Origin of the sequence: Methanothrix thermoacetophila PT, assembly GCF_000014945.1 — an archaeon.
GTDB lineage: Archaea > Halobacteriota > Methanosarcinia > Methanotrichales > Methanotrichaceae > Methanothrix_B > Methanothrix_B thermoacetophila.
Genome location: NC_008553.1, coordinates 1,858,444 through 1,879,471 on the forward strand (window position 1 = coordinate 1,858,444; position 21,028 = coordinate 1,879,471).

A 21,028-nucleotide genomic window follows, 5' to 3' on the forward strand; every position below is an offset into this window, starting at 1 on the left:
GGATCCGATAGTATTGCATGTTGTATAAAAGCGCCGAGGGTGAGATTCGAACTCACGAGACTCTTTCGAGTCACCAGCTCTCCAGGAGGCTCACTCCAGGCTGGCGCCCTACCACTAGACGACCTCGGCACTGTGCTTCCAGCGTCTTGGGTAAACACCGGGATCCATTATCACCCTTTCGGTCGACGCGACTATTCCGCTCTTCGCCACCATCATCTCATCGCTCGAGAGCTTCGCCCTGCCGATTGCAACCGCCTCACCCTTGAGGGTGTAGATAACAACGAAATCACCCTTGTTTATATCTGTTTCCAGGCTCAACAGACCCGGAGCCGCCAGGGGTGCGCCGTGGCAGATCGCATCAACTGCATTATCAGATATTACGAGACCGGGAAGATGCCTGAGGGCCCTCTCAACCGGCAGAACAGCTCTCCTCAGAGCGCTCTCATCCCCGCTCTCGCGCCAGATCTCGTACGCATCTTTGAGATTGTGCAGCGTGACGAGAGTCTCGTCCTCCGCGAATGGCCCGGCCTTTGTCCTTCGCAGCTCCTCCATGTTTGCGCCGCATCCCAGCGCGAGCCCCATGTCGTAGCATAGCTTTCTGATGTACGTTCCGGCCTCGCATCCGACCTTCATCAGCACCCTCTGGCCCTCGATCTCCAGGACATCGATGTAGTATATCTTCCTGGTTCGCAGATTTCTGGCGACGCTCGACTTCAGTGGGGGCCTCTGGTATATCTCACCCGAGAACTCCTCACAGACTTCCAGGATCTTTTTCCTGGGGACCTGCTCATGAGTCCTCATCAGACAGACGTACTCCTTGCCGGCTGTGAGCAAAAACTCCACAACCCGTGTCGCATCACCGGTGAGCACCGGCAGTATGCCTGTCACCCTCGGATCCAGGGTGCCACTGTGCCCTGCCTTCTCCAGCCCCAGAATCCTCTTGACCCAGGCGACGACCTCGTGGCTCGTCGGCCCCGAGGGCTTGTCGAGATTTATCGCGCCGAGCCTTAGATGCTCCTGGAGAGGTCGTCTATCTGGAAAGCAGCCATAAGATGAATTCGTGGAGCCCTCACGCCTCACCAGCCTATCCCGGATGCGCTCTGCGGGAAGCCTGGCTCTGGGGATCCCTGCTCTGTGAGATCTGGATGTCATAATTCTATTTCAGCGCCCTGATAGCTGCGAGTGCGATCGAGAGCGTGCCTCTCTCGTCCCATCTGCCTGTATCGATTATGAGATCGTATATGCTCAGATCGTTGATGTCTATGTTGTAGTACATCTTGTATCTTCTGGCCTCGCACTCCTCCCGCGCCCTGGCCTCTGATAGGGCCTCCTCAATAGACTTGTTCTCCCTCTTTGCTATCCTGCTGGCCCTCACGCTCAACGAGGTCTTGAGCATGATCTTCAGGTCTGCATCGAGCATGTGTCCTGCAAGCCTGCCCTCGAAGATCCCGCTGCCACTCTTCGCCAGACTCCGCTGTGCATCATCTATCAGGTAATCGATCTCCGGGCCCTGCTCTGCGAGCCTCCCGAGCTCCTTCAGCGAGAGGCCACGTTCGGCTGCGATTCTCCTGAAGAGATCGCCTGAGTTGACCCATCTCACGCCGAGCACCTCGGAGAGACCCCTCGCAAGCGTGCTCGTTCCAGAGCCGGGTGGCCCGCTGATTGTTATTATCATTCCATACCGCCGATGTCAAGCGCTTTTCTTATTATCTGGGATATCGGGATCGAGCAGACGAAGTACCAGTAGAACCAGTAGAGTATCGGCCCCCAGACGATGTGTTTGATGTTCTGCTCTCCCCAGAACGGGAAGACCATGGTTATGCTGTGCTGGTCTATGTACAGATACGCCCACATGAAGAGCGGCACAGAGACGATTCCGATGTACGCCATTGGCTTGAGCTGCATCTTCATCATCTTCCCCTGGTCGCCCATCATCTCGAGCTGCTTGTTCTGGAGATGCTGAACGCGGGCCTGATCGCCTGCGAGCTGGGCTGCCCTCAGCTCAGCCTGGAACTCCCGCATCCTCATCTGCTGCTCCCTAAGGAAATCCCAGTCCATCGTGTACTTTTGTATGAGGCTTGCGTACAGGCCTGTTATCGCGGCGAGCACGAAGAGCACCATGTGGAACGGCAGTATCTCTGGAAGCCATCCTATGACCAGCTCCATGGCCATGCCTATGGCAACTCTGAACTCATGGCTCACCATTATGCCGATTGTCAGCGCAGCGCCCACGCTGAGCGCAACCGTATCGATGGACTCTGCTATCCTGGACCTCATGCGCTCTCTCCGAAGATACGCTGCATCATCGGGTACATCTCCTGGATCTGCTCGCTGGCGATCTGCTCATAGAGCCTGTACATGATCGAAACCGCTAGCAGAAGGCCGGTACCTCCAGCGCCTCCAAGCGTTCCCAGAAGGCTCGCTATCACGGTGAGCAGCCCGATAATCGCGCCGCCTATGACAGTCACCTTTGGTATGTATCGCTCCATGAGCCGCTCTATGCTGACCGGGCTTCTCCTGTATCCCGGTATCTGGAGGCCAGATGCATGAATCTTTGCAGCAATGCTCTTCGCCCCCATCCCGGTCGTCTCGATCCAGAATATGGCGAATATTATGCCTCCGATTATCAGGAATGCTGTGTCGGTGAGCAGGTGCAGCCAGATCTGCCATCCGGCTATCGGATTTATTCCAAGCTCCACCAGTCCTGGTGTGGATTGTGACACCATGCTTGGGATCCAGTCGCTCGGTCCGTGTATCGGCGAGAGATAGTACATCAGCCCTGAAACAGGTTGAGGTGATGTCGCGCTTATCGGAGCACCTGTGGCGGCATCGAACTTCGCCGATGAGAGGAACGTCCCGAGCCAGCTCTGGTATCCGGTGTAGACGATTCTGACTCCCTCCGCGGTAGTCTCAGCTGTCGTCACCGTACCGAGCTTTGCAGTGAGCAGCGCGCCGAGCATCTCGATGTTGGCCTGAAGCGCCCTCACGAGGATCATCGGCAGAACGCTAGCGTATACGAGCTTTACAGGGAACCTGCCTCTGGCCCCCCTAACCCTGCTGTGTGCAAGCGGGATTTCGATTCTGGTGCTCTCGACTAACACGACCAGAAGGATTATCCCCACTGTGGATATCAGCGCCAGGAGCCCGCCTGTAACGAATATGAACTTCAGCCCCTCCGCTGTGAAGATCTCATCCAGCCCTATAAGACCCAGCCTGATAATCGATATCCATTTGGGGACGATTCCGATGGGAAGACCACCGTCGCCTGTGGCCCAGTTGAACAGACCTGTGACAAGCTGCTGACTCACTCCCGCAACTATGAAGAGACCTACACCGGAGCCGATTCCCCATTTGGACACGACCTCATCCATGTAGAGTATCAGAACACCGCCCAGGCAGACCTGGAGGAATATGATCAGCGAGATGATGGATAATGATACACCAAGCGATGTGGCAAGTGCCTGGTCCGGAAGCAGGTAACCTCCGGTGATCTGCGGGAGAGCCTCGACGACGATCATCACGAAGACCAGGGCCTTCTGGGTTCCCTGGAATATGGCCTGATCTCTGGGATCCCTCAGATTGAGCTTTATTATCTCAGCGCCAACGAGAAGCTGAAGGACGATGGACGCGGTGACTATCGGGCCTATACCGAGGAGCATCAGCGATCCGAAGGAGCCCGCGAAGAACGCCCTGTAGTAACCGAAGAGATCGATGGAGTGCTTGGAGAGGCCGAAGAGAGGGATGTTGGAGAGCACGAAGTATAGCAGAAGTATTCCGACTGTCCATCCCAGCTTCCTCTTGAAGTGGACATGGCCAGCAGGCCTCTCCACGGCAGGGAGTCTCCTGACGAACGGCTCTATCGCGTAGAAGAAACTTTGCTGGTTCATACTATCACGGCTTCACCGCCAGCAGCTTCGATCTTGCTCCTAGCTGAGCTGGAGAAGGCAGCTGCGGCGACTGTAAGCCTTCTTGTGACCTTTCCCTTTCCCAGAACCTTCACACCGTGCAGCTCTATTCTGCCCTCCGGCCCAACCATCTCGTTCAGAACGCCAACATTGATAGTCTCAATGTCGAAGGAGTTTGGCCGCACGAACCCGTGCTTGCCCATGGGCTCTCCTCGTATTATCGAGCGAACCCAGTGGTGCTTGCATGTGCCAGCGTTGCCACGCCCACCTCTTGAGCCTCCACCTCTCTGGTTCTTGTGCTTTCCATGATATGTCCTGTGACCGCGCTTCTTCTTCGTATGCTCCCTGACCATGATGTCACCTCATCTTCTTTATGAGCTCGGCAATCGATTCGTGATACCCAAGCTCCCCACCTTCCTTGACGGTCTTTTTAATCCCGCGGTGACCCTTCCTCGGAGGGTGGAGCCTGAACACAGGCTTTATGCCGAAGTCCTTCAGGCTTGCAGCCCCTGCGCATACAGCCTCTGCAAGCTCGCGTATGCTCTTGTATGGAGAGATCTCGCGCACAACCTCGTCAGTGAGACGCCTGTTCCCGCTGAGTCTGCCACGTTTTTCGAGGATCATGGTGAGCAGATCAGCATCTGCTTTTCCCCAGGCGACGTAGTCCTTGACCACCTGGATCATCCCGCGGTAGTGTTCATCCTCTCTCACGAATACGCAGTGATTTACTCTATGGAGACGCAGCATGCTCAGGGTATCCCTGATTGCAGGCTTCGTGTTGACCTCTCCCCTGAGCCTGATTATCGCATACATCCTCAAGACCTCACAGTTATGGTGTTAAGGAGCGCATTGTAGGTCGCCTTGGCGAAGTTCAGGGTCGTTCTCGTCGAACCCTCTGTCCTGGTCCAGACATCCTTTATGCCGGCCATCTCCATGACCTTCTTGGCCACATCTCCTGCAGCCAGTCCGAGACCCCTGGGCGCGGGCATGAGGTATATCCTGACGCTGCCAGAGCTTCCAGATACCTTGTATGGTACAGTGTGCGCCTGGCCGCAGCCGCACTCCCAGCTTCCGCAGCCCCTGTTGATCCTGACCACATTGAGCTTTGCGTTCTCTATGCCCTTCTTTATGGCTCCGCCGACCTGGACGTCCTTGCCGTGGCCTATGCCGATGTATCCATCTCTGTTCCCTACTATGACCGTGGTCCTGAACTTCACCCTTCGCCCGGAGTCGGTCATCCTCTGCACCATGGTTATATCCAGGACCTCATCTTCGAGGCCAGGGAGCAGAAGATCTATAATCTGGTGCTCTTTGATGGGAAGACCTGACCTGACCGCCTCCTCGAACGTCGTGACCTGCCCCTCATAGACAAGTCTGCCGAGCCTGGTCTTCGGTATCCATTCCTCTTCTTCATAACCCTTGATCACGATCTCACCCCAGTATCTTCTCCCTCGCGGCCTCGAACTGTGAGACCACATCCACTCCGGTGTAATCCCTTATGACCTCTCCACGGATTCTTGAATCGTCCGGGAAGACCTCCGGGCTGTGGGGCACGTCCACTCCAGCATCAACAACTCCTTTAAGGGCGGCATACACCCTGCTCCCTCTGGAGTTCGAGTGCAGACCTATGTCGAGTATGCCCTCGTTATACCCCAGTGCGAGCATCTTCTTGCCGAACAGCAATCCTGTAAGATAAGCTGCAGGCACGTTGCCTGTGCTGTGCTGGAACCCGTAGTTCCTGAGCTCCTTCGAGCTGACTGTGAGCAGCGTCCTGTCCCCTTTGAGCTCAGCGATGATCAACTGTATCGTGATGTTTGCATTGCCCTTCCTGACAACAACCCTGGGCTTTCTGGAGAGGATAAGCCTGTATCTGACATGATAGTTGGTCCTCCCCTCTCTCCGCCTCCTGAAGGGCACCCTGTATCGCGGTCCTGTAGCCAAATAGCATCACTCTCTCATAAGGCCTTTCGCCTTGATGTAAGCATCGAGATGTGCAATGCTCCTGTACTCTCCGCCTTTCGCCTTTCTGTACAGCAGCCTGTATGCGTGTCTTTCTATCTTCTCACTATCCCTCATCTCCCGGAGATGCCTCCGGAGTGCTCTGATCCTGCTGATCCAGATCTCCTTCGGTGGAGCTCTGGCGCCCTTCGCACCCCTTCTGCGACCGGGCCCTTTTCTGTGGCCGTACGCCCTTTTCTCCGCCCTCAACCTGAACCTGGCGCGGCTGTTGCCCTTCTTGGGCTTCGCCTTTATATTACCTGCCTCAATATGAGCACGTATATCCTCTCTTGTGATGGCATCGGCCAGCTCACTTGCCACCTCCGGGTCAGGGTTAATCCACACCCGACTCTCTCCGACACCGAGCTCGCTTGCTGCCAGCCTCCTCTGAACTGTGAAGTTGGGCAACTCACTCGCCTCCACTCTTTGCCTCGGTCTTCGGATTCAGTATCTTCAGGTTCATCTCCCTGGCCATGGCCTCGATCTTCTCCCTCTTGCGCATTCCGACGGTCCTGGCTATCCTGATCGCACAGCCCTCGGCCCTCTTGAGGTCCTTAACACACCTCACTAGAACCTCTCTGAATCCTGAGGGGTGTAAACCTCGAACCGCCCTCGGGCTCCCGAAGCCGGGTCTCACCAGGCGCCCCTTCGCTCTGACCTGCTGTCTGAGCTTGTTGTGCAGCCCCCTCGGCCTGCGCCAGCTCTCGCCGAGCCTGGCCTTCTTGTGGGAGTCGTAGCGCCTGAACTCCGGCTTCTTCGCCTTCTGCCTGGCTCTCACCCTGAGCAATCTGTCCATCCCTGCTCACCTCTTCTCCACCAGGTATATCCCATCCTGGAATATCCTCACATCGAATCCTCTGACCCTGGTGGCCTGCTCTATGTTTGCCATCGTCTGGCCCACTGCCTCTTTGTCCATTCCCCTGATCAGTATCTCGTCCTTGCCAACCTCGACATTCACATCTCCGACGATTGTTGCGAAGCGCGGCTTCCTCTCGCCGAGGAAGTTGCTGATGGCAACCTTCCCATCGGCTACCTTCACCTGAATCGGGAAGTGCGAGTACACCACCCTCATCCTGTACTCGAAGCCGTCCGTGACACCCCTGATCATGTTCTTGATGTGTGCAGCTATGGTCCCTACCATTGCCAGGTGCTGCTTTTTTCTCGCCACTGATCTGATCAGTATCTTCGAATCCTCTCTCTTTATCTCTATGTCTGGATACCAGAGCTCCCTGGACAGCTCACCCTTCGGCCCCTTCACACGCACACTACGGCCTGATATCTGGACATCAACGCCATCCGGGATATCCAAACGACGAACCACCTCTTCGACCATGATCATCACCTAGTACACATAGGCCAGCAGATGGCCGCCTATCCCGCGCGCCCTGGCATCGGTGTGTGGCATCACACCCTGGCTGGTGCTCAGTATCAGCACCCCGAAGTTCCTGGCGGGGAGGAAGCGTCTCTCCCACTTCTCCAGCTCTGCGACCTTGATGGCAAACCTGGGCTTTATGACACCACAGCGGTTTATCCTGCCCAGCAGTTTGACTTTGAACATCCCAGACTTCCCGTCGTCGATGAACTCGAACTCGCCGATATACCCCAGGTCTGCCATGACCTTCAGAGTCATGGCTATGAGCTTGGATGCCGGCTTGATTATACACTCGGGCTTGCCGACGTTCTCAGCGTTCTTTATTGTGGACATCGCATCAGCGAGCGGATCTAGCAACATAATCTTCACCTACGAGTATTTCTCGAAGCCCATCTCTCTGGCTATCTCGCGGAAGCACTGTCTGCACAGATATATGCCGTACTTCCTGACCAGCCCGGGCTTCCTCCCGCAGCGCCTGCATTCGTTAGCGCCTCTACCAAATTTCTTCTTCATGCAGCCTCCACGACCCGAACTCCAAACCTCTTCTGGACGAACTCGACGGCCTCATCCCTCTTGACCTTATGCGAGTTTGGAAGCTTTCTGCGGGCCACACGTCTCTCTGCTACACGGTATCCTGCTCTCATCAGCGATACCGCAACATCCATGCCGAAGATCCCTATCTCCGGATCGTACTTCATTCCCGGAAAGTCCGTGTGCTCCTCGATTCCGAAGGCGAAGTTGCCGTTCTCATCGAACTGGCTTTTCTTTATCACGCCTCCGGCCACCTTGAACGCCGTCTCCAGGAACTCCTCAGCCGCCCTGCCCCTAAGCGTCACACGCGTGCCTATCGGCTCTCTCTTCTTTATCCCGAAGGCCGGAAGGGTCTTCTTAGCCCTGGACCTGATTGGAGTCTGGCCGGTGATCTCGGAGAGGATCGTCTCCGCATTGACAAGCCTCTGGCCGCTCTCGCCCACGCCTATGTGTACAACTACCTTGCCTATTCTGGGCTCCAGGTTCATATTCCAGCCTCCAGCTCAATAACAGGCGCATCTCTGCCTATCACGAAGACGTAGTCGATGATCGTCTCTATATCCCCATCATCCGTAGATATTGTGACCCTGTTCGGCATCGAGCTTCTCACAATCTGCACGGATTTGATGCGACCCGTCATTCCTGTGTGCGATCCACCGGTCACCATCGCCAGGTTCCCGACCTCGAACTTTATGATATCCTCGATGCTCCTCTCTGGCAGCGAGATCAGCAGCGAATCGCCAGTCCCGACATCACCCTCTGCGATTATGTTTGATCCATCGCTGAGGTTCAGCTGCATCCTGTTGCCCTTAAGGGTGGTTTTGTTCTCTACCCTGACAAGCTTTCTTGGCGTATCTGGCTGGATCTCTATGAGCACAAAGTACCCCTTCGTGCTCTTGACCATTCTGTACTGTTTGTTGAGAGCGGGAACTGTTATGACATCGAAGAGTCCCACAGGAAACCTCGCATCCCTTCTCACAGTCCCATCCACCAGCACCCCGCCCTCGTGGAGGATCCTCTTGACCTCGCGCGCGTTATCTGCCAGCTTTAAAAGATCTCTGACAACGACCATCAGAGGCAGACTCTCCTCAGCTGAGTGCGGACCAGGTCTGGGCGTTGCTATCCACTTGCTGGTCTTCCTTGGTATTAGCCAGCTTCTGGGTATCGTGACTCTTTTCCTGTGCACCTGGATCACCTGGAGAATATCTTCTCGCGCTCATCGTCGTCGAGATCAAGCTTCGTGATCATGACGTTTGATGGATGTATGGGGCGTGGAACCTCTGTCCCGTCAGCACGGAAGTTGCTGACGCCGGCGACCGTTATCACGCATCTCTTCAGATCCACACTCAGAACCTCGCCCTCGACGCCCGCGTTATCGCCACGCATAACCTTCACCGTATCGCCTTTCTTGACCTGAGCGCTCCTCTTCTTGTACTCTTTCCTGAGCTCGGGACTCAGCATCGCGTGCATGAACCTCTGTCTCATGTGGAGCGGAGCGTTGAATCTGGCCTTCCGCTGCTTACGTGGTTGTTTGCTGACCATAACCATCACACTATTATCGCTGCTGATGAGGCGATCTTCCCAAACCGCTCTGCCACTTCCCTCGCCACAGGTCCCTTGATCTCGGAGCCCTTCGGAACGCCGGCGTCATCTGTTATGACAGCAGCGTTATCCTCGAACTTGACCCTGAGACCATCGGGCCTCCTGAACTCCTTCTTCTGTCTGATTATCACAGCGTTGAATATCTGCTTCCTCATCTCGGGAGTTCCTTTCTTCACAGAGACAACAACCATGTCACCTATGCCGGCGCATGGCTGCCTGTTTTTGACACCGCGGTACTTCTTCACAGAAACAACGAACAGCGTCCTGGCGCCTGTGTTGTCCGCGCACTCAAGATATGTCCCGGTGTTTATCGATCTCGGGATCTTGGCCTTGTTTCCCCTCATCGCATGACCTCCACTACGACAAACGACTTGGTCTTGCTGAGAGGCCTGCACTCAGCTATCCTGACCCGCTCCCCAACCTTCGCATCCAGGCATGGCGGGTTGTGCGCATGGATCTTGGACCTGCGCTTCTCGTACCGCTCGTACTTTGTTATCCGCTTTTTGAACTCTCTCATGACAACCACGGTTCTGGCCATCTTATCGCTGACCACGATCCCCTCGAGGACCTGGCCGCGAACCGGTAGCCTGCCGTGGAATGGACACTTTGGATCGTTGCAGGCCTGCTGGGGCGCGCTCACGTCCAGTCCTATATCTCTCATATCTTCCACCTCGATATTTGCATCCTTTTATTTATTCTGTTCTCGGGTTGTGAGATCAAAACAGAGCCCGCGATCCTCACCTTCTGCCCATCAGGCAGCGTAAAGATGAAGCTTGTGTGGGCCTTTGGGACGCGCCTCAGGCCGCGCTGCGTCTCGATAACGAAGGTGTTCCTCGTCTCATCCACCACCAAGCCTCTCATGCCAGCCATGGTGCGGTTTGGGGTATCGATCACCTCGACCGTCAAACCTATCAGCTCATGTCTGGCTATGTTCTCGGGACCGATCATCACTTCCTGACGCGCTCCCTCTGCACGGTCTTCATCCTGGCGATCGTCCGGCGGATCTCCCTGATCCTTCCGGGCTTCTCAGGAGCGCCACCTGCCCTCACAGCACCCCTCTCGCGTATCAGCTCCACCTCAAGCTTTCGGAGCTCCTCTTCGAGCTCCTCTGAGCTCATGTTCCTGATCTCATCGATCCTGAATATCGCCATGGGTCTCAGCCTCGCTCATTTCGGTCCTGCTCTCCGGCTCCTGAGGGGACTGCCCCTCCTCTGTTGTCGGAGGCGTCTCAACCGGCTCGTCGAGGAGCCTGTCCAGCTCGCTCTTCTTCTCCCCGGCCTGCTGCTCCTGAGTCTCAGCAGCTTGTGAAGGCTCAGCTTCGAGTACAGCCTCCTCTACCACAGGCTCCTTTTCAGGCTCCTTTGGCGGTGCATTTATCTGGAAGTCGTCCGGCAAAACAGCGCCTGGCGGGACGATCCTGACCTGGCAGCCGATCGCGCCGAGCTTCTTCACAGCAACGGCATAGCCTGTATCGACTATCTCCTCAGCCGGCTTACCTGAGTGTTTTATGTACCCAGCGAGGAACTTCTCGACCCGCGACCTCGGGCCGGTCAGTTTGCCGCTGATCACTATCTCGCATCCGAGCGCACCAGAGTCCATGACCCTGCGCAGCATCGACTGTCCTGCCTTCCGGAAGTACCAACCGTGCTCCAGCGAGCTTGCGAGCCTGTTCGCTACAACTCTGGCGTTCAGGTCGCTCTTCCCGACGTCCTGGACATCTATCTGCGGGTTGTCTAGTCTGAACCTTCTCTCAAGGTCCCGCGTTAGCTTGCGTATCAGCTTCCCGCCCTTTCCTATGACCATGCCGGGTTTCTCAGCATAAACCGTGATCTGTGTGCCCATTGGGGTGCGGTTCATGACCATGCCGCCGTATCCAGCCCGATCCAGCTCTTTCGCGAGATACTCATCCACGAGCGCCTTGGTGAACCCCTCCTGGACGAACTTCTTCTCAACAGCCAAACTACCTCACCTCTGTCAGTATCATCTCTATGGATACGGTCTCCTGGTTCTTCGGAGTGGCCCTGCCCATGGCCCTCGGCATCCATCCCCGGAACGTCCTTCCCTTCTTTGTGTTGGCATACCCAATAACCAGCCTTTCCTTCTCGAGACCCTTATACTCCGCATTTCCAATCGCATTCTCCAGCACTCTGAGCACCGCCCTGGCCGCTTTCTGGGGGAACCTCCCGGCTGGCCAGCCAACAAGACCATGCCTGTGGGGCACATTCCTGTTGTACCGCCTGAACGGCACCGCCCTCTTCAGAGCTATAACGTCCTGGAGGAACCTCTCCGCAGCCTCGACCTTCATTCCTCTTATCGCCCTGCAGATCTCCCTGGCGTGCTTCGGAGAGATGGGCAGTTCCACGCCCATCGCCCTGGCAAACCGCCCCTCCGGGGTAATTGAGTAGTTCAGTCTTCCCACGAGCACACCTCACTTGAGCGGCACGAACTTGCTCGACCGCGTTGCTCCGACGCCTGCAGCGCCGTGAATCACCCTGGCCCTCGTCAGAGCGTACTCTCCAAGATAATGGCCAATCATCTCAGGAATGATCTCCACGCGCTGGAAGGTTTTCCCGTTGTGTATCTCCACTACCTTCCCGACCATCTCAGGGAGCACTATCGCATCCCTCAGGTGCGTCTTTGCAGTTCCTCTGGCCCTGAGCTTCGCCATGAACTTCCTGTGTTCCTTCGAGAGCCCTCTCCTGAGCGTCCTCCGCTGTCTTGACGGAAGAAGCTCTGCGATCTCCTCCAGGCGCATCTTTGCAAGCTCAGATACCCTGTAGCCTCTGTAGGTGAATTCCTCCTTCCTCTTGGGAAGCTTGGATCCCGCTTTCTTCGCCACAACTACCTCCTCCTAGCGTTTGCCCGTCCTGCGAGCTGCTATCGATCCGACCTTACGCCCAGGAGGTGTGCCCCTGCTCACGGTCTTGGGCCGGCCCGGATGCTGGCGTCCTCCGCCTCCAAAGGGATGGTCCACGGCGTTCATGGCCACACCCCTGACCCTTGGCCACTTCACGGCCTTAGATCTGTATTTGTAAAAGCTCTTCCCCGCCTTCACCAAGGGCTTCTCCGTTCTTCCACCACCTGCGACAACGCCTATGGTCGCCAGGCAGTTTGGATTCAGCCACTTCATCTCTCCACTCGGAAGCTGGACCACGGTCGCACCCACGTCGTGTGCTACAAGTATCCCGTAGACACCGCTGGCTCTGGCGAACTGTCCGCCATGGCCCGGCTTCGACTCGATATTGCATATAGGCATGCCCTCAGGGATGCTCGCCAGCGGCAGGGTGTTGCCGGGCTGTATCTCCGCAGCAGGCCCACAGGCGATCTCCTGACCAATGTATGTGCCTTCGGTGGCGAGAACATACTGCTTCTCCCCATTCTCGAGCCTCACGAGCGCCACGGGAGCCGTCCTGGCAGGGTCGTGCATTATATCCTCCACGATACCGCGAACAAGATCTCCGCTGAACTTGATGTGCTTTATATCAGCCCTGTATCTGTGTGATGGCGCACGGTATGTGGGCGTTCCCTTGCCCCTGTTCTGTGATATTATTCTCTTGCCCATCGCAACCACCTTACAGCAGGCCCAGCCTGGTGGCCAGCTCATTTGCGGTCTTATCACCAGCGAGCCTTACAACAGCCTTCTTCTCGCCCCGGGGTGTTATCATGGTTCTGATATCGACAACCTCAACATCATACAGATCCTCGAGCTCCTTCTTGATCTGCGGCTTTGTTGCTCTCAGATCCACAATAAACTCTATGGTGTTGTCCTTATCGATCATGTTGGTGACCTTCTCGGGGACGTAAGGACACTTTATTATCATAGTCTCTCCTCCAGAACCTTTAGGGATGGCTCGCTCCACACTGTAAGCCTTCCAGCGTGGGTCCCCGGCGCCAGAAGCTCAGCATTCAGTCTATCAGCGGTCACGAAATCGACTCCTGGAAGGTTGCGCGCAGCTCTTCCTATACCATTATCGGCCGCTGCCACGATCAGAATGCTCCTGGGCTGCCTGAACCTTCTTCCTCTGATCTTGCCCTTTCCGGCCCGCACCTTCCGTCCGTTCTTCGCCCTCATAACGTCATCCCAGAGGCCCGCAGCCATCAGAAACCTCCTCAGCTCTGAGGTCTTTGATATGCTCTCGATCTCGCCCCTCACCACTATCGGCAGCTCGCCACTGAAGAGATGTCCCCTGGCTGCCACAATATCCGGCTTCGCCGTCGCAGCCACAGCAGATCTTATCGCCTTGATCCTCTCCTTCTCGTTGATCTTCTCGCTCAGGACCTTTGATGGCACTGGAGGATGGGATGCACGCCCGCCTCTTGCCATGGGAACAGCAGCGGCTCTTCTTCCTGTAACAATCCTCGGCACCCTGGATACTCCATGGCCCGGTCCCCACGATCTGGCTGAGGTGTTCATACCAGCGTAGAAATGTGGCCCATAGGGCTGCAGTCTGTTGGCCTGTGCTGCAAGCACAGCCCTCTTTATGAGATCCGGCCTGTACTCCTCATCAAAGATCGCCGGTAGCACAATCTCGCCGACCGGATTTCCTGATATGTCGATAATCTTAGCGTTCATCGCGATCCCCGATCAGACTCCCTGCTTGGACTCCTTGCTGACATACAGTATCTGGGGCGCCTTCGGCGCGAATGCAGCGCCTGGCCTGATCGCCCTGCGCATCCTGACCAGCCTCTTCACAGGCCCCGGAACGCTTCCCTTTATCAGCATGTACTCATTTCTCACAACACCGTAGCCGACAAAGCCACCATCGGGGGTTATGTCCGTGCCGTTAGTGCCTATTGCCATTATTCTCTTGTTGAACTCGGTCCTCTGATGGTACCCAGTCTGGCCGAGCTGCGGAACCCTCCAGCTTATCCTTGCCGGGTGCCACGGCCCGAGGTTTCCGACATGTCTGAGCTTGCCGGTGCGCGAGTGCTTCCTCTTCTGGAGCATTATTCCCCAGCGCTTCACCGGCCCCTGGGTTCCCTTTCCCTTTGTCACGGCAGAGACATCAATCCATTCGCCAACGTTGAAGATGTTGCTCACAGCCACCTGGCTGCCCAGAAGCCCCTCAGCTGCTTTGAGCTGCTCCTCCACAGATCGCCCTGTGACAGGTATCTCCATGATATCCGGCACCTTCTTTGGTACGCCCGTCAGCAGCCGTGGATTCGTGTGGGCGAGAACTCTGATCTCGCAGAGCTCATCCACCCTGGACTCGATATCCTCGAGGGATGCCCCCCTTCTTGCCTTTGGAATCGTTATCGCTCTCTCTAGATCCTGGCTTAGGTTCTCAGCCCAGAGCTCCCCAGCAGGTCTAATTCCGCCGTTGTAGGGCTCATACACCCTGAGCGCTGCTACGCTCATGGGCGGCACCTCCACCACTGTGACAGGCACGCTGATCTCCATGCCCTCTGTGAGGCTTCTCGGCCTGTCATCTATCATTATGACATGTGTCATGCCAGCTTTGTATCCGGCAAAGCCGGCCATCCCGGCCCTCTCATCTGCGACCCAGGATCTTATCCTTGGAACCTCGCTCTTGGCCCTCTTCCTGGGACTGAAGGCCAGTGAACCCCGCCTCGGTCGGTGTATCGTTGCCATTTACTCCTCCAGACGCACCAGGTTCAGCAGGGCAAGCGTCGAGATGACTGCCTCCTCGACGCGAACCGTCTCAGTTCCCTGATGCGGAATTGTGTTGATCACGCAGCATCTCTCCAGCATCTCGCGGCTCAGAAATGCATCAACGCCCCGTGCGGGGGAGCCGAACACCACCGCAAGCCCTCTCGAGCCTGATCTCTCTATGTGGTTGAGCAGATCACAGCTCACCGGAGTTCCCTTTCTGGAGGTAGCCACGACGAACTCGTCCCTGGAGCGAAGGTACTCCTCTGCGCTGTCCACAACGATCGTCTCGTAGCCCCAGTATCCGGGTATCTCACTCCGGTCCACAGGCTCGGCGGCGAGTGGACTCAGCGAAAAGATCCTGACGTTCAGGCGCTGCCCCTTCTGGAATCTTCTTTTTGATTTAAGGGGTACAGGGCGGTCGAGGCCGACCTCAACCCATGCGCCTCCATCAGATCCGACGCTTTCTACTACCATTCCGACTCTTATCTCGCCTACCTTGAGCGTTGAGCTTCTGGAGCCCACTGGATGATGGGCGGTTCTAAGCGGCGGCAGAACTCCCGCGTGCCTCAGCTCTCTCATCCTGGGAAAGAGCAGCTTCCGCAAGTACTGTGGAGTTTCTGCGTACCGCAGCACAGTGCTTATGAACCTGGAATCGTCGAACTCATCATCGCGATACACGACGATCCGGTCGATGCGGAAGACCGCCGCAGCCCTTGCGATAAGCCCTACCTTCGCGGTGCGAAGGCGCAGATCCGCCGTCTCCATCGTGTACGAGGACGGTATCAGTATGGACCGCTCGCAAGGACCGCTCATCAGATGTCCTTCTTTCAGGGGAGAGACCCAATATAAAAAGGTTTGCATGATCTGCTGCTGTTGAATGCGCTCCGGGAAAGATCGTGGATCAACTGCCACGCAGCGCGCATAACACAGCTTTTAATATACAAGAATGGCTAAAAGCATTATGAGGTGTTCATGTGGCTTTATTCGATTCACAGCTTCCGATAGTAATAGTCATTCTGCTCATACTTCTCAGCCAATCGATGAAGATTGTAAGAGAGTACGAGCGTGTCGTCATCTTCCGTCTTGGCAGGTACAGCGGCGTCAAGGGCCCGGGGCTCTTCTTCATAATCCCTATCATAGACAGGGTGCAGCTCATAGATCTCCGTGTCGTGACGATAGATGTGCAGAAGCAGGTCGTGATAACAAGAGATAACGTGACAGTGGATGTTGATGCCGTGATATACTACCGCGTTATGGATCCGGCAAAGGCCGTGATCCAGGTGGAGAACTACAGGGTGGCGACCGCCCTTCTCTCGCAGACAACGCTGAGGGATGTGCTGGGACAGATAGATCTGGACGATCTCCTCTCGAAGAGGGAGGAGCTGAACCTCAAACTCCAGGCGATTCTCGACAGGCACACCGATCCGTGGGGCATAAAGGTGACTGCGGTCACGCTGAGAGATGTGAGCCTGCCAGAGTCCATGATGCGCGCGATAGCGAAGCAGGCGGAGGCTGAGAGGGAGAAGCGGTCTAGGATAATCCTGGCGGATGGAGAGCTCCAGGCGTCCAAGACCATGGCAGAGGCGGCTGCGCTGTATCAGCACGCGCCCATTGCCATAAAGCTCAGGGAGCTCCAGACGCTGGCGGAGATCGCCAGGGAGAGGAACCTGATAGTTGTGACTTCAGGCGCTGATGTGGGGAGCACCACAGGTATTGTGGCAGGCATCCAGAGAGCAGTTGAGGAGACAGGTAGAGGTGAGAGCAGGGCCTGAAAGTGATCTGAGATGGGGTTGCACCTGAAGTCGCTATTAATTCTGCTGCTATTATCATCCCCCTGCCTCGGGGATGTCGTCTCTCTCCGGATAGATGGGGCCATAACTCCGGCGAGCGACGATCTTGTGAAGACTGCTATAGGCTACGCTGAGAGCTCGAACGCTGATGCATTGATTCTGATGCTCGATACACCCGGAGGCGGCCTGAGCGAGACACTGGAGATAATAGCTGTTGTGGAGAGAACCGAGATACCTGTGGTGGGATACGTCTCCCCATCAGGGGCGAAGGCGTGGTCTGCGGGCACAATGATACTGATCAGCACAGATATAGCAGCAATGGCCCCGAACACGATCATAGGCTCGGCCCAGCCGGTCAGGCTTCTTCCCACAGGTGCGACTGAGCCTGTCAACGACACGAAGACGACAAACGCGATAGTTGCGCTCATCGAGGAGAAGGCCAAGATCCATGGGCGGAACAGGACCGCGGCTAGGGAGTTCGTCCTGAGCAACCTCAATCTCAATGCTGAGGAGGCGCTGGAGTATGGGGTGATCGAGCACGTCTCCCCCGATATCAGCAGTCTCCTCAAATCCATCAACGGCAGCTCTGCGAAGAATAGAACTCTTGTGACAGAGGGCGCTGCGGTAGTGATCTTCGAGCCGGACCTCAGGCTCAGGGTGCTGATGCTTCTATCTGATCCAACAATCGCCGGATTGCTGCTGCTCGTCGGCCTCTACGCTCTCATCTTCGGAATCTCAAATCCGGGCCTCGGAGCGGAGGTGTTTGGCGTTATAGCGATCGCGCTTGGGCTCATAGGTCAGGGGTTCGATGTCAACATCGGCGCTCTGTTTCTCATAATCCTCGGCATGGGCCTGATTCTGGCAGAGCTGCACACCCACGCCATGGGAGTTCTGGGCGTTGCCGGACTGATCTGCATCGTCCTGGGCACACTTCTCTTCGCACCCATAGGGTTCCCGGAGTGGTATCTGCCAGGGGAATACCAGCGGTCTGTTATCAGGCTCTTCCTGCTTCCGTCCCTGACGATGGCCGGATTCTTCGCGTTTGCAGTTTATAAGATAGCTGAGGCAAGGCGCAGGCCGACTTTTGAGGAGACTGCTGGGCAGTACGCAGAGACGATCGAGACACTGGATCCAAAAGGCTATGTCATATTCCGCGGGGAGTACTGGAAGGCGGAGGCTGATGAGAGAATCGAAAAAGGAGAAACAGTCGAGGTTGTGGGAATCTCCGGCCAGACGCTCAAAGTCAGGAAGGTCAGGTGATGTTGCTGATCATCGTGCCTATGCCTGCATCTGTCAGAAGCTCCAGTATGATCGCATGCGGTATCCTGCCGTCGATTATGTGTGCCTTCTCGACGCCGCGCTCAACAGCCCGAACACAGGCCTCGACCTTCGGGATCATACCACCCTTTATAATACCCCTCTCAACAAGCCTCTGAAATTCAGAGGGCGAGAACTGTGAGATCACCCTGCCCGGATCGTCTGGATCCTCCCTAACTCCCTCGACATCTGTTATTGATATCAGCTTCTTCGCACGCAGGGCGACTGCCACAGCTCCGGCCACAGTATCAGCGTTGACGTTCAGGCTGTTCCCATCTCTGTCGATGGCGATGGGCGAGATCACTGGGATGTAGCCCTTTCCTGCAGTGATCATCAGAATCTCCGGATTTATCTCCTCAACCTCCCCGACGTAGCCAAGATCTACGTTCTCCCCATTCACATTCATCGGCGGCTTCTTCCTCGCCACTATGAGCATGCCATCCTTCCCGGAGAGCCCAATGCCCTTACCACCATGCTTGCCTATGAGAGAGACGAGTTCTGCATTGATGTTGCCCAGAAGCACCATTCTCGCTATCTCAAGCGTCTCCCTGTCAGTAACCCTGAGACCCGCAACGAACTCTGCCTTCTTCCCAAGCCGCTTCATAGTCTCGGAGATCTCAGGCCCTCCCCCATGAACGACCACTGGATGTATGCCTATGTATTTGAGTAGGATTATATCCTGTATGAAGTTCTCCAGGATCTCGTGGTTCGTCATTATCGAGCCGCCGATCTTTATCACCATTATCGAGTCGTAAAACTCTCTTATGTACGGCAGAGCCTCTATGAGCACCTGTTCCTTTTTCATACCGCAGCCCCTATCGAAAATCTGGTTTGGTTTTGAGAGCAGCCCGAACGTGCTTCAGATCTGCTCTGAACCAGAGCAATCGATTTGAGCACATCCAGGACGCTGCCATTTTAGATAGCCTCCGGCTGAGGTCACTCTATGGACATAAGCACATCGCCCGGAGAGACCGTCTTACCTGTTTCTATGTAGATCTCCTTCACAGTACCGCTTCTGTCCGCGTATACTGGGTTCTCCATCTTCATCGCTTCGAGTATCGCAACCACGTCGCCTTTGTTTACTCTGTCGCCCTTCTTCACCTTGTACCTTATCAGAACCCCCTGCATCGGCACTGTGACTCCATCTCTCGGAGCCTTCGGCTGCGACTCCTGTATGCTCATGCCAACGGGAGCGACCTTCACGATATACGCCTCTCCATCAACCTCAACATTAAATGCAACAGGCGCGCCGCCCTTCACAGCCGCCGCAGCTTTCGTGTCCTTCTTGACAAGAGGCTCCTCGGTCGCCTGGCCCTTCAGGAACTTTATTGCGATCTGCGGGTATAGAGCGTATGTGAGATAGTCTTCCTCCTTCTTCGCGAGGCCCAGCGCATCGACCTCCCTGACAGCAGCCTCATACTCTGGAGGCAGGAGATCAGCAGGCCTCACGGTTATCGGCTCCTCGTCCTCAAGGATCTTCATGCGTATCTTCGGATCGATATCCGCAGGAGGTCTCCCGTACAGACCCTTGACGTAATCGCGGACCTCCTTCGGGACGACCTTGTATCTCTCGCCTGTGAGAACGTTGAGAACCGCCTGGGTCCCGACTATCTGGCTCGTCGGCGTGACAAGCGGCGGATAGCCCAGGTCAGCTCTGACCCTTGGGATCTCGGCCAGGACCTCATCATATCTGTCGATCGCCTTCTGCTCGATCAGCTGCGACACAAGGTTTGACAGCATGCCTCCCGGAACCTGATACACGAGCACATTTGTGTCTATCTTGGCTGCTATCGGATTGAAGACTGGGGCGTACACATCCATGAGCTTGTCGAAGTAGCGCTTTATCTCTGTGAGCAGCTCCAGATCCAGGCCGGTATCGTATGGAGTCTCTCTGAACGCGGCCACGACACTCTCTGTGGAGGGCTGTGAGCTGCCTCCCGAGAGCGGGGATATCGCTGTATCGAGGATGTCCGCGCCTGCCTCAACAGCTGCAAGATAACTCATATGGGCCAGTCCCGCGGTGCAGTGGGTGTGCAGGCAGACGGGCAGGTTCACCTCGCGCTTTATCGACCTCACAAGCTCACTCGCATAGTGGGGGGATATGAGACCCGCCATATCCTTTATGCATATCGAGTCGCAGTCCATCTCCGCCAGGCGCACGGTGAACTCTGTGAACTGCTCTATGGTGTGAACCGGGCTTATGGTGTAGCAGACTGCGCCCTGCACATGCGCGCCCATCCGCTTAGCGACCCGGATGGACTTCTCCATGTTTCGTATATCGTTGACGGCATCGAATATGCGGAAGACATCCACGCCGTTTTTGGCTGCCTTCTCGACGAACTTTTCCACCACATCATCGGCATAGTGCCTGTATCCCACAAGGTTCTGCCCTCTGAGAAGCATCTGCATCTGAGTGTTGGGCATCGCCAACTTCAGAGCCCTCAAACGCTCCCAGGGATCCTCATTCAGGTAACGTATGCACGTGTCAAACGTAGCACCGCCCCAGACCTCCATCGAAAAGTAGCCGACTTGGTCGAGAAGCTCCGCAATGGGTAGCATATCCCTGGTCCTCATCCTGGTCGCGAGAAGCGACTGGTGTGCGTCTCTGAAGACTGTCTCGGTAAGCTTTACCCTGCCCATATAGATCCCCCAAGCATCATCGCTCTTTCTTTAAAATACCTTCGATCGCATGGCAGGACCTGTCCGTATAAGAGCTGTGGCCAGAAATCTGGATCTTCTCCCCTTCTGCGCATCATAAACATCTAATCCTTTATTCGGACACGTCCGCACGCAGGACCTGTCGGAAAAAGAGCTGAATTCAGGGATCTGTGGATTGCTCCTTTTGAAGACACTTAATCCTTATTTGAACAGGTTCGCAACAGCTCAGGCTAGCCGACAT

At 55.9% G+C, this 21,028-nt stretch carries 32 protein-coding genes and 1 tRNA gene; 2 read left to right on the forward strand and 31 right to left on the reverse strand.

Annotated features, from left to right (window positions below; all coding sequences use genetic code 11):
* Window positions 1–31: 31 nt before the first annotated feature.
* The 29 genes from MTHE_RS08915 to MTHE_RS09055 all read right to left on the reverse strand — a co-directional run bounded on the left by MTHE_RS08915 (window position 32) and on the right by MTHE_RS09055 (window position 15,835).
* A tRNA-Ser gene (locus tag MTHE_RS08915) sits at window positions 32–129 on the reverse strand.
* Complete coding sequence (locus MTHE_RS08920) at window positions 115–1,152, reverse strand: RNA-guided pseudouridylation complex pseudouridine synthase subunit Cbf5 (protein WP_175265966.1); 1,038 nt, start codon at window positions 1,150–1,152, stop codon at window positions 115–117. Before MTHE_RS08920 ends, MTHE_RS08915 begins: the two co-directional genes overlap by 15 nt.
* Window positions 1,153–1,156: 4 nt before the next feature.
* A complete protein-coding gene (gene cmk / locus MTHE_RS08925; RefSeq protein ID WP_011696847.1) occupies window positions 1,157–1,675 on the reverse strand; it encodes a (d)CMP kinase in 519 nt (172 codons plus the stop codon).
* Window positions 1,672–2,277: a DUF106 domain-containing protein gene (locus tag MTHE_RS08930; protein ID WP_011696848.1), complete on the reverse strand. Its 606-nt coding sequence runs from the start codon at window positions 2,275–2,277 to the stop codon at window positions 1,672–1,674. Before MTHE_RS08930 ends, cmk begins: the two co-directional genes overlap by 4 nt.
* Window positions 2,274–3,887 (reverse strand): preprotein translocase subunit SecY, encoded by a 1,614-nt coding sequence (secY, locus tag MTHE_RS08935; protein WP_011696849.1) that lies wholly within the window; start codon window positions 3,885–3,887, stop codon window positions 2,274–2,276. Before secY ends, MTHE_RS08930 begins: the two co-directional genes overlap by 4 nt.
* On the reverse strand, window positions 3,884–4,258 hold the full coding sequence (locus tag MTHE_RS08940) for an uL15m family ribosomal protein (RefSeq protein WP_011696850.1): 375 nt from the start codon (window positions 4,256–4,258) through the stop codon (window positions 3,884–3,886). The genes secY and MTHE_RS08940 overlap by 4 nt, the downstream gene beginning before the upstream one ends.
* A gap of 4 nt (window positions 4,259–4,262) precedes the next feature.
* Window positions 4,263–4,718, reverse strand: a complete 456-nt coding sequence (locus MTHE_RS08945; protein WP_011696851.1) for a 50S ribosomal protein L30 — start codon at window positions 4,716–4,718, stop codon at window positions 4,263–4,265.
* Between the two features lie 2 nt (window positions 4,719–4,720).
* Window positions 4,721–5,332 (reverse strand): 30S ribosomal protein S5, encoded by a 612-nt coding sequence (locus MTHE_RS08950; protein ID WP_011696852.1) that lies wholly within the window; start codon window positions 5,330–5,332, stop codon window positions 4,721–4,723.
* Window positions 5,333–5,336: 4 nt separating this feature from the next.
* On the reverse strand, window positions 5,337–5,846 hold the full coding sequence (locus MTHE_RS08955) for a 50S ribosomal protein L18 (RefSeq protein WP_011696853.1): 510 nt from the start codon (window positions 5,844–5,846) through the stop codon (window positions 5,337–5,339).
* A 6-nt stretch (window positions 5,847–5,852) separates the two neighbouring features.
* Window positions 5,853–6,311, reverse strand: coding sequence for a 50S ribosomal protein L19e (locus MTHE_RS08960; protein ID WP_011696854.1), 459 nt, complete (start codon window positions 6,309–6,311; stop codon window positions 5,853–5,855).
* Window position 6,312: 1 nt separating this feature from the next.
* Window positions 6,313–6,699 (reverse strand): 50S ribosomal protein L32e, encoded by a 387-nt coding sequence (locus MTHE_RS08965; RefSeq protein ID WP_011696855.1) that lies wholly within the window; start codon window positions 6,697–6,699, stop codon window positions 6,313–6,315.
* Between the two features lie 6 nt (window positions 6,700–6,705).
* Complete coding sequence (gene rpl6p, locus MTHE_RS08970; protein ID WP_175266104.1) at window positions 6,706–7,239, reverse strand: 50S ribosomal protein L6; 534 nt, start codon at window positions 7,237–7,239, stop codon at window positions 6,706–6,708.
* A 6-nt stretch (window positions 7,240–7,245) separates the two neighbouring features.
* A complete protein-coding gene (locus MTHE_RS08975; protein WP_175266105.1) occupies window positions 7,246–7,638 on the reverse strand; it encodes a 30S ribosomal protein S8 in 393 nt (130 codons plus the stop codon).
* Between the two features lie 6 nt (window positions 7,639–7,644).
* On the reverse strand, window positions 7,645–7,788 hold the full coding sequence (locus MTHE_RS08980) for a 30S ribosomal protein S14 (protein WP_011696858.1): 144 nt from the start codon (window positions 7,786–7,788) through the stop codon (window positions 7,645–7,647).
* A complete protein-coding gene (locus MTHE_RS08985) occupies window positions 7,785–8,294 on the reverse strand; it encodes a 50S ribosomal protein L5 (RefSeq protein ID WP_011696859.1) in 510 nt (169 codons plus the stop codon). The genes MTHE_RS08980 and MTHE_RS08985 overlap by 4 nt, the downstream gene beginning before the upstream one ends.
* Entirely contained in the window at window positions 8,291–8,992 is a 702-nt protein-coding gene (locus tag MTHE_RS08990) for a 30S ribosomal protein S4e (protein ID WP_011696860.1), read from the reverse strand. Before MTHE_RS08990 ends, MTHE_RS08985 begins: the two co-directional genes overlap by 4 nt.
* A gap of 5 nt (window positions 8,993–8,997) precedes the next feature.
* Window positions 8,998–9,348 (reverse strand): 50S ribosomal protein L24, encoded by a 351-nt coding sequence (gene rplX, locus MTHE_RS08995; RefSeq protein WP_011696861.1) that lies wholly within the window; start codon window positions 9,346–9,348, stop codon window positions 8,998–9,000.
* A gap of 5 nt (window positions 9,349–9,353) precedes the next feature.
* Window positions 9,354–9,752, reverse strand: a complete 399-nt coding sequence (gene rpl14p, locus MTHE_RS09000) for a 50S ribosomal protein L14 (RefSeq protein WP_011696862.1) — start codon at window positions 9,750–9,752, stop codon at window positions 9,354–9,356.
* Window positions 9,749–10,069, reverse strand: a complete 321-nt coding sequence (locus tag MTHE_RS09005) for a 30S ribosomal protein S17 (RefSeq protein ID WP_011696863.1) — start codon at window positions 10,067–10,069, stop codon at window positions 9,749–9,751. Before MTHE_RS09005 ends, rpl14p begins: the two co-directional genes overlap by 4 nt.
* A complete protein-coding gene (rnp1, locus tag MTHE_RS09010) occupies window positions 10,066–10,356 on the reverse strand; it encodes a ribonuclease P protein component 1 (RefSeq protein WP_011696864.1) in 291 nt (96 codons plus the stop codon). The genes MTHE_RS09005 and rnp1 overlap by 4 nt, the downstream gene beginning before the upstream one ends.
* On the reverse strand, window positions 10,356–10,559 hold the full coding sequence (rpmC, locus tag MTHE_RS09015; protein WP_011696865.1) for a 50S ribosomal protein L29: 204 nt from the start codon (window positions 10,557–10,559) through the stop codon (window positions 10,356–10,358). Before rpmC ends, rnp1 begins: the two co-directional genes overlap by 1 nt.
* Window positions 10,537–11,367, reverse strand: a complete 831-nt coding sequence (locus tag MTHE_RS09020) for a 30S ribosomal protein S3 (protein ID WP_011696866.1) — start codon at window positions 11,365–11,367, stop codon at window positions 10,537–10,539. Before MTHE_RS09020 ends, rpmC begins: the two co-directional genes overlap by 23 nt.
* Before the next feature lies 1 nt (window position 11,368).
* A complete protein-coding gene (locus tag MTHE_RS09025; protein ID WP_011696867.1) occupies window positions 11,369–11,827 on the reverse strand; it encodes a 50S ribosomal protein L22 in 459 nt (152 codons plus the stop codon).
* 9 nt (window positions 11,828–11,836) lie between these two features.
* Window positions 11,837–12,247, reverse strand: coding sequence for a 30S ribosomal protein S19 (locus tag MTHE_RS09030; RefSeq protein WP_011696868.1), 411 nt, complete (start codon window positions 12,245–12,247; stop codon window positions 11,837–11,839).
* 12 nt (window positions 12,248–12,259) lie between these two features.
* Window positions 12,260–12,970 carry a 50S ribosomal protein L2 gene (locus MTHE_RS09035; protein WP_011696869.1) on the reverse strand — a complete coding sequence of 237 codons (711 nt, stop codon included), beginning with the start codon at window positions 12,968–12,970 and terminating at the stop codon, window positions 12,260–12,262.
* A 10-nt stretch (window positions 12,971–12,980) separates the two neighbouring features.
* Entirely contained in the window at window positions 12,981–13,229 is a 249-nt protein-coding gene (locus tag MTHE_RS09040; RefSeq protein WP_011696870.1) for a 50S ribosomal protein L23, read from the reverse strand.
* Window positions 13,226–13,981 (reverse strand): 50S ribosomal protein L4, encoded by a 756-nt coding sequence (rpl4p, locus tag MTHE_RS09045; protein ID WP_011696871.1) that lies wholly within the window; start codon window positions 13,979–13,981, stop codon window positions 13,226–13,228. Before rpl4p ends, MTHE_RS09040 begins: the two co-directional genes overlap by 4 nt.
* A 12-nt stretch (window positions 13,982–13,993) precedes the next feature.
* A complete protein-coding gene (locus MTHE_RS09050) occupies window positions 13,994–15,001 on the reverse strand; it encodes a 50S ribosomal protein L3 (RefSeq protein ID WP_011696872.1) in 1,008 nt (335 codons plus the stop codon).
* On the reverse strand, window positions 15,002–15,835 hold the full coding sequence (locus tag MTHE_RS09055) for a putative RNA uridine N3 methyltransferase (RefSeq protein ID WP_011696873.1): 834 nt from the start codon (window positions 15,833–15,835) through the stop codon (window positions 15,002–15,004).
* Between the two features lie 161 nt (window positions 15,836–15,996).
* Here MTHE_RS09055 and MTHE_RS09060 point away from each other — a divergent pair, with 161 nt between their 5' ends.
* On the forward strand, window positions 15,997–16,794 hold the full coding sequence (locus MTHE_RS09060; protein WP_011696874.1) for a slipin family protein: 798 nt from the start codon (window positions 15,997–15,999) through the stop codon (window positions 16,792–16,794).
* A 12-nt stretch (window positions 16,795–16,806) separates the two neighbouring features.
* Complete coding sequence (locus tag MTHE_RS09065) at window positions 16,807–18,072, forward strand: NfeD family protein (RefSeq protein ID WP_011696875.1); 1,266 nt, start codon at window positions 16,807–16,809, stop codon at window positions 18,070–18,072.
* Here MTHE_RS09065 and argB read toward each other — a convergent pair.
* Window positions 18,065–18,934 carry an acetylglutamate kinase gene (gene argB / locus MTHE_RS09070; RefSeq protein ID WP_011696876.1) on the reverse strand — a complete coding sequence of 290 codons (870 nt, stop codon included), beginning with the start codon at window positions 18,932–18,934 and terminating at the stop codon, window positions 18,065–18,067. The two genes, MTHE_RS09065 and argB, sit on opposite strands and share 8 nt — an antisense overlap.
* A 131-nt stretch (window positions 18,935–19,065) precedes the next feature.
* Window positions 19,066–20,769, reverse strand: coding sequence for a sodium-extruding oxaloacetate decarboxylase subunit alpha (gene oadA, locus MTHE_RS09075; RefSeq protein WP_011696877.1), 1,704 nt, complete (start codon window positions 20,767–20,769; stop codon window positions 19,066–19,068).
* Window positions 20,770–21,028 lie beyond the last annotated feature (259 nt).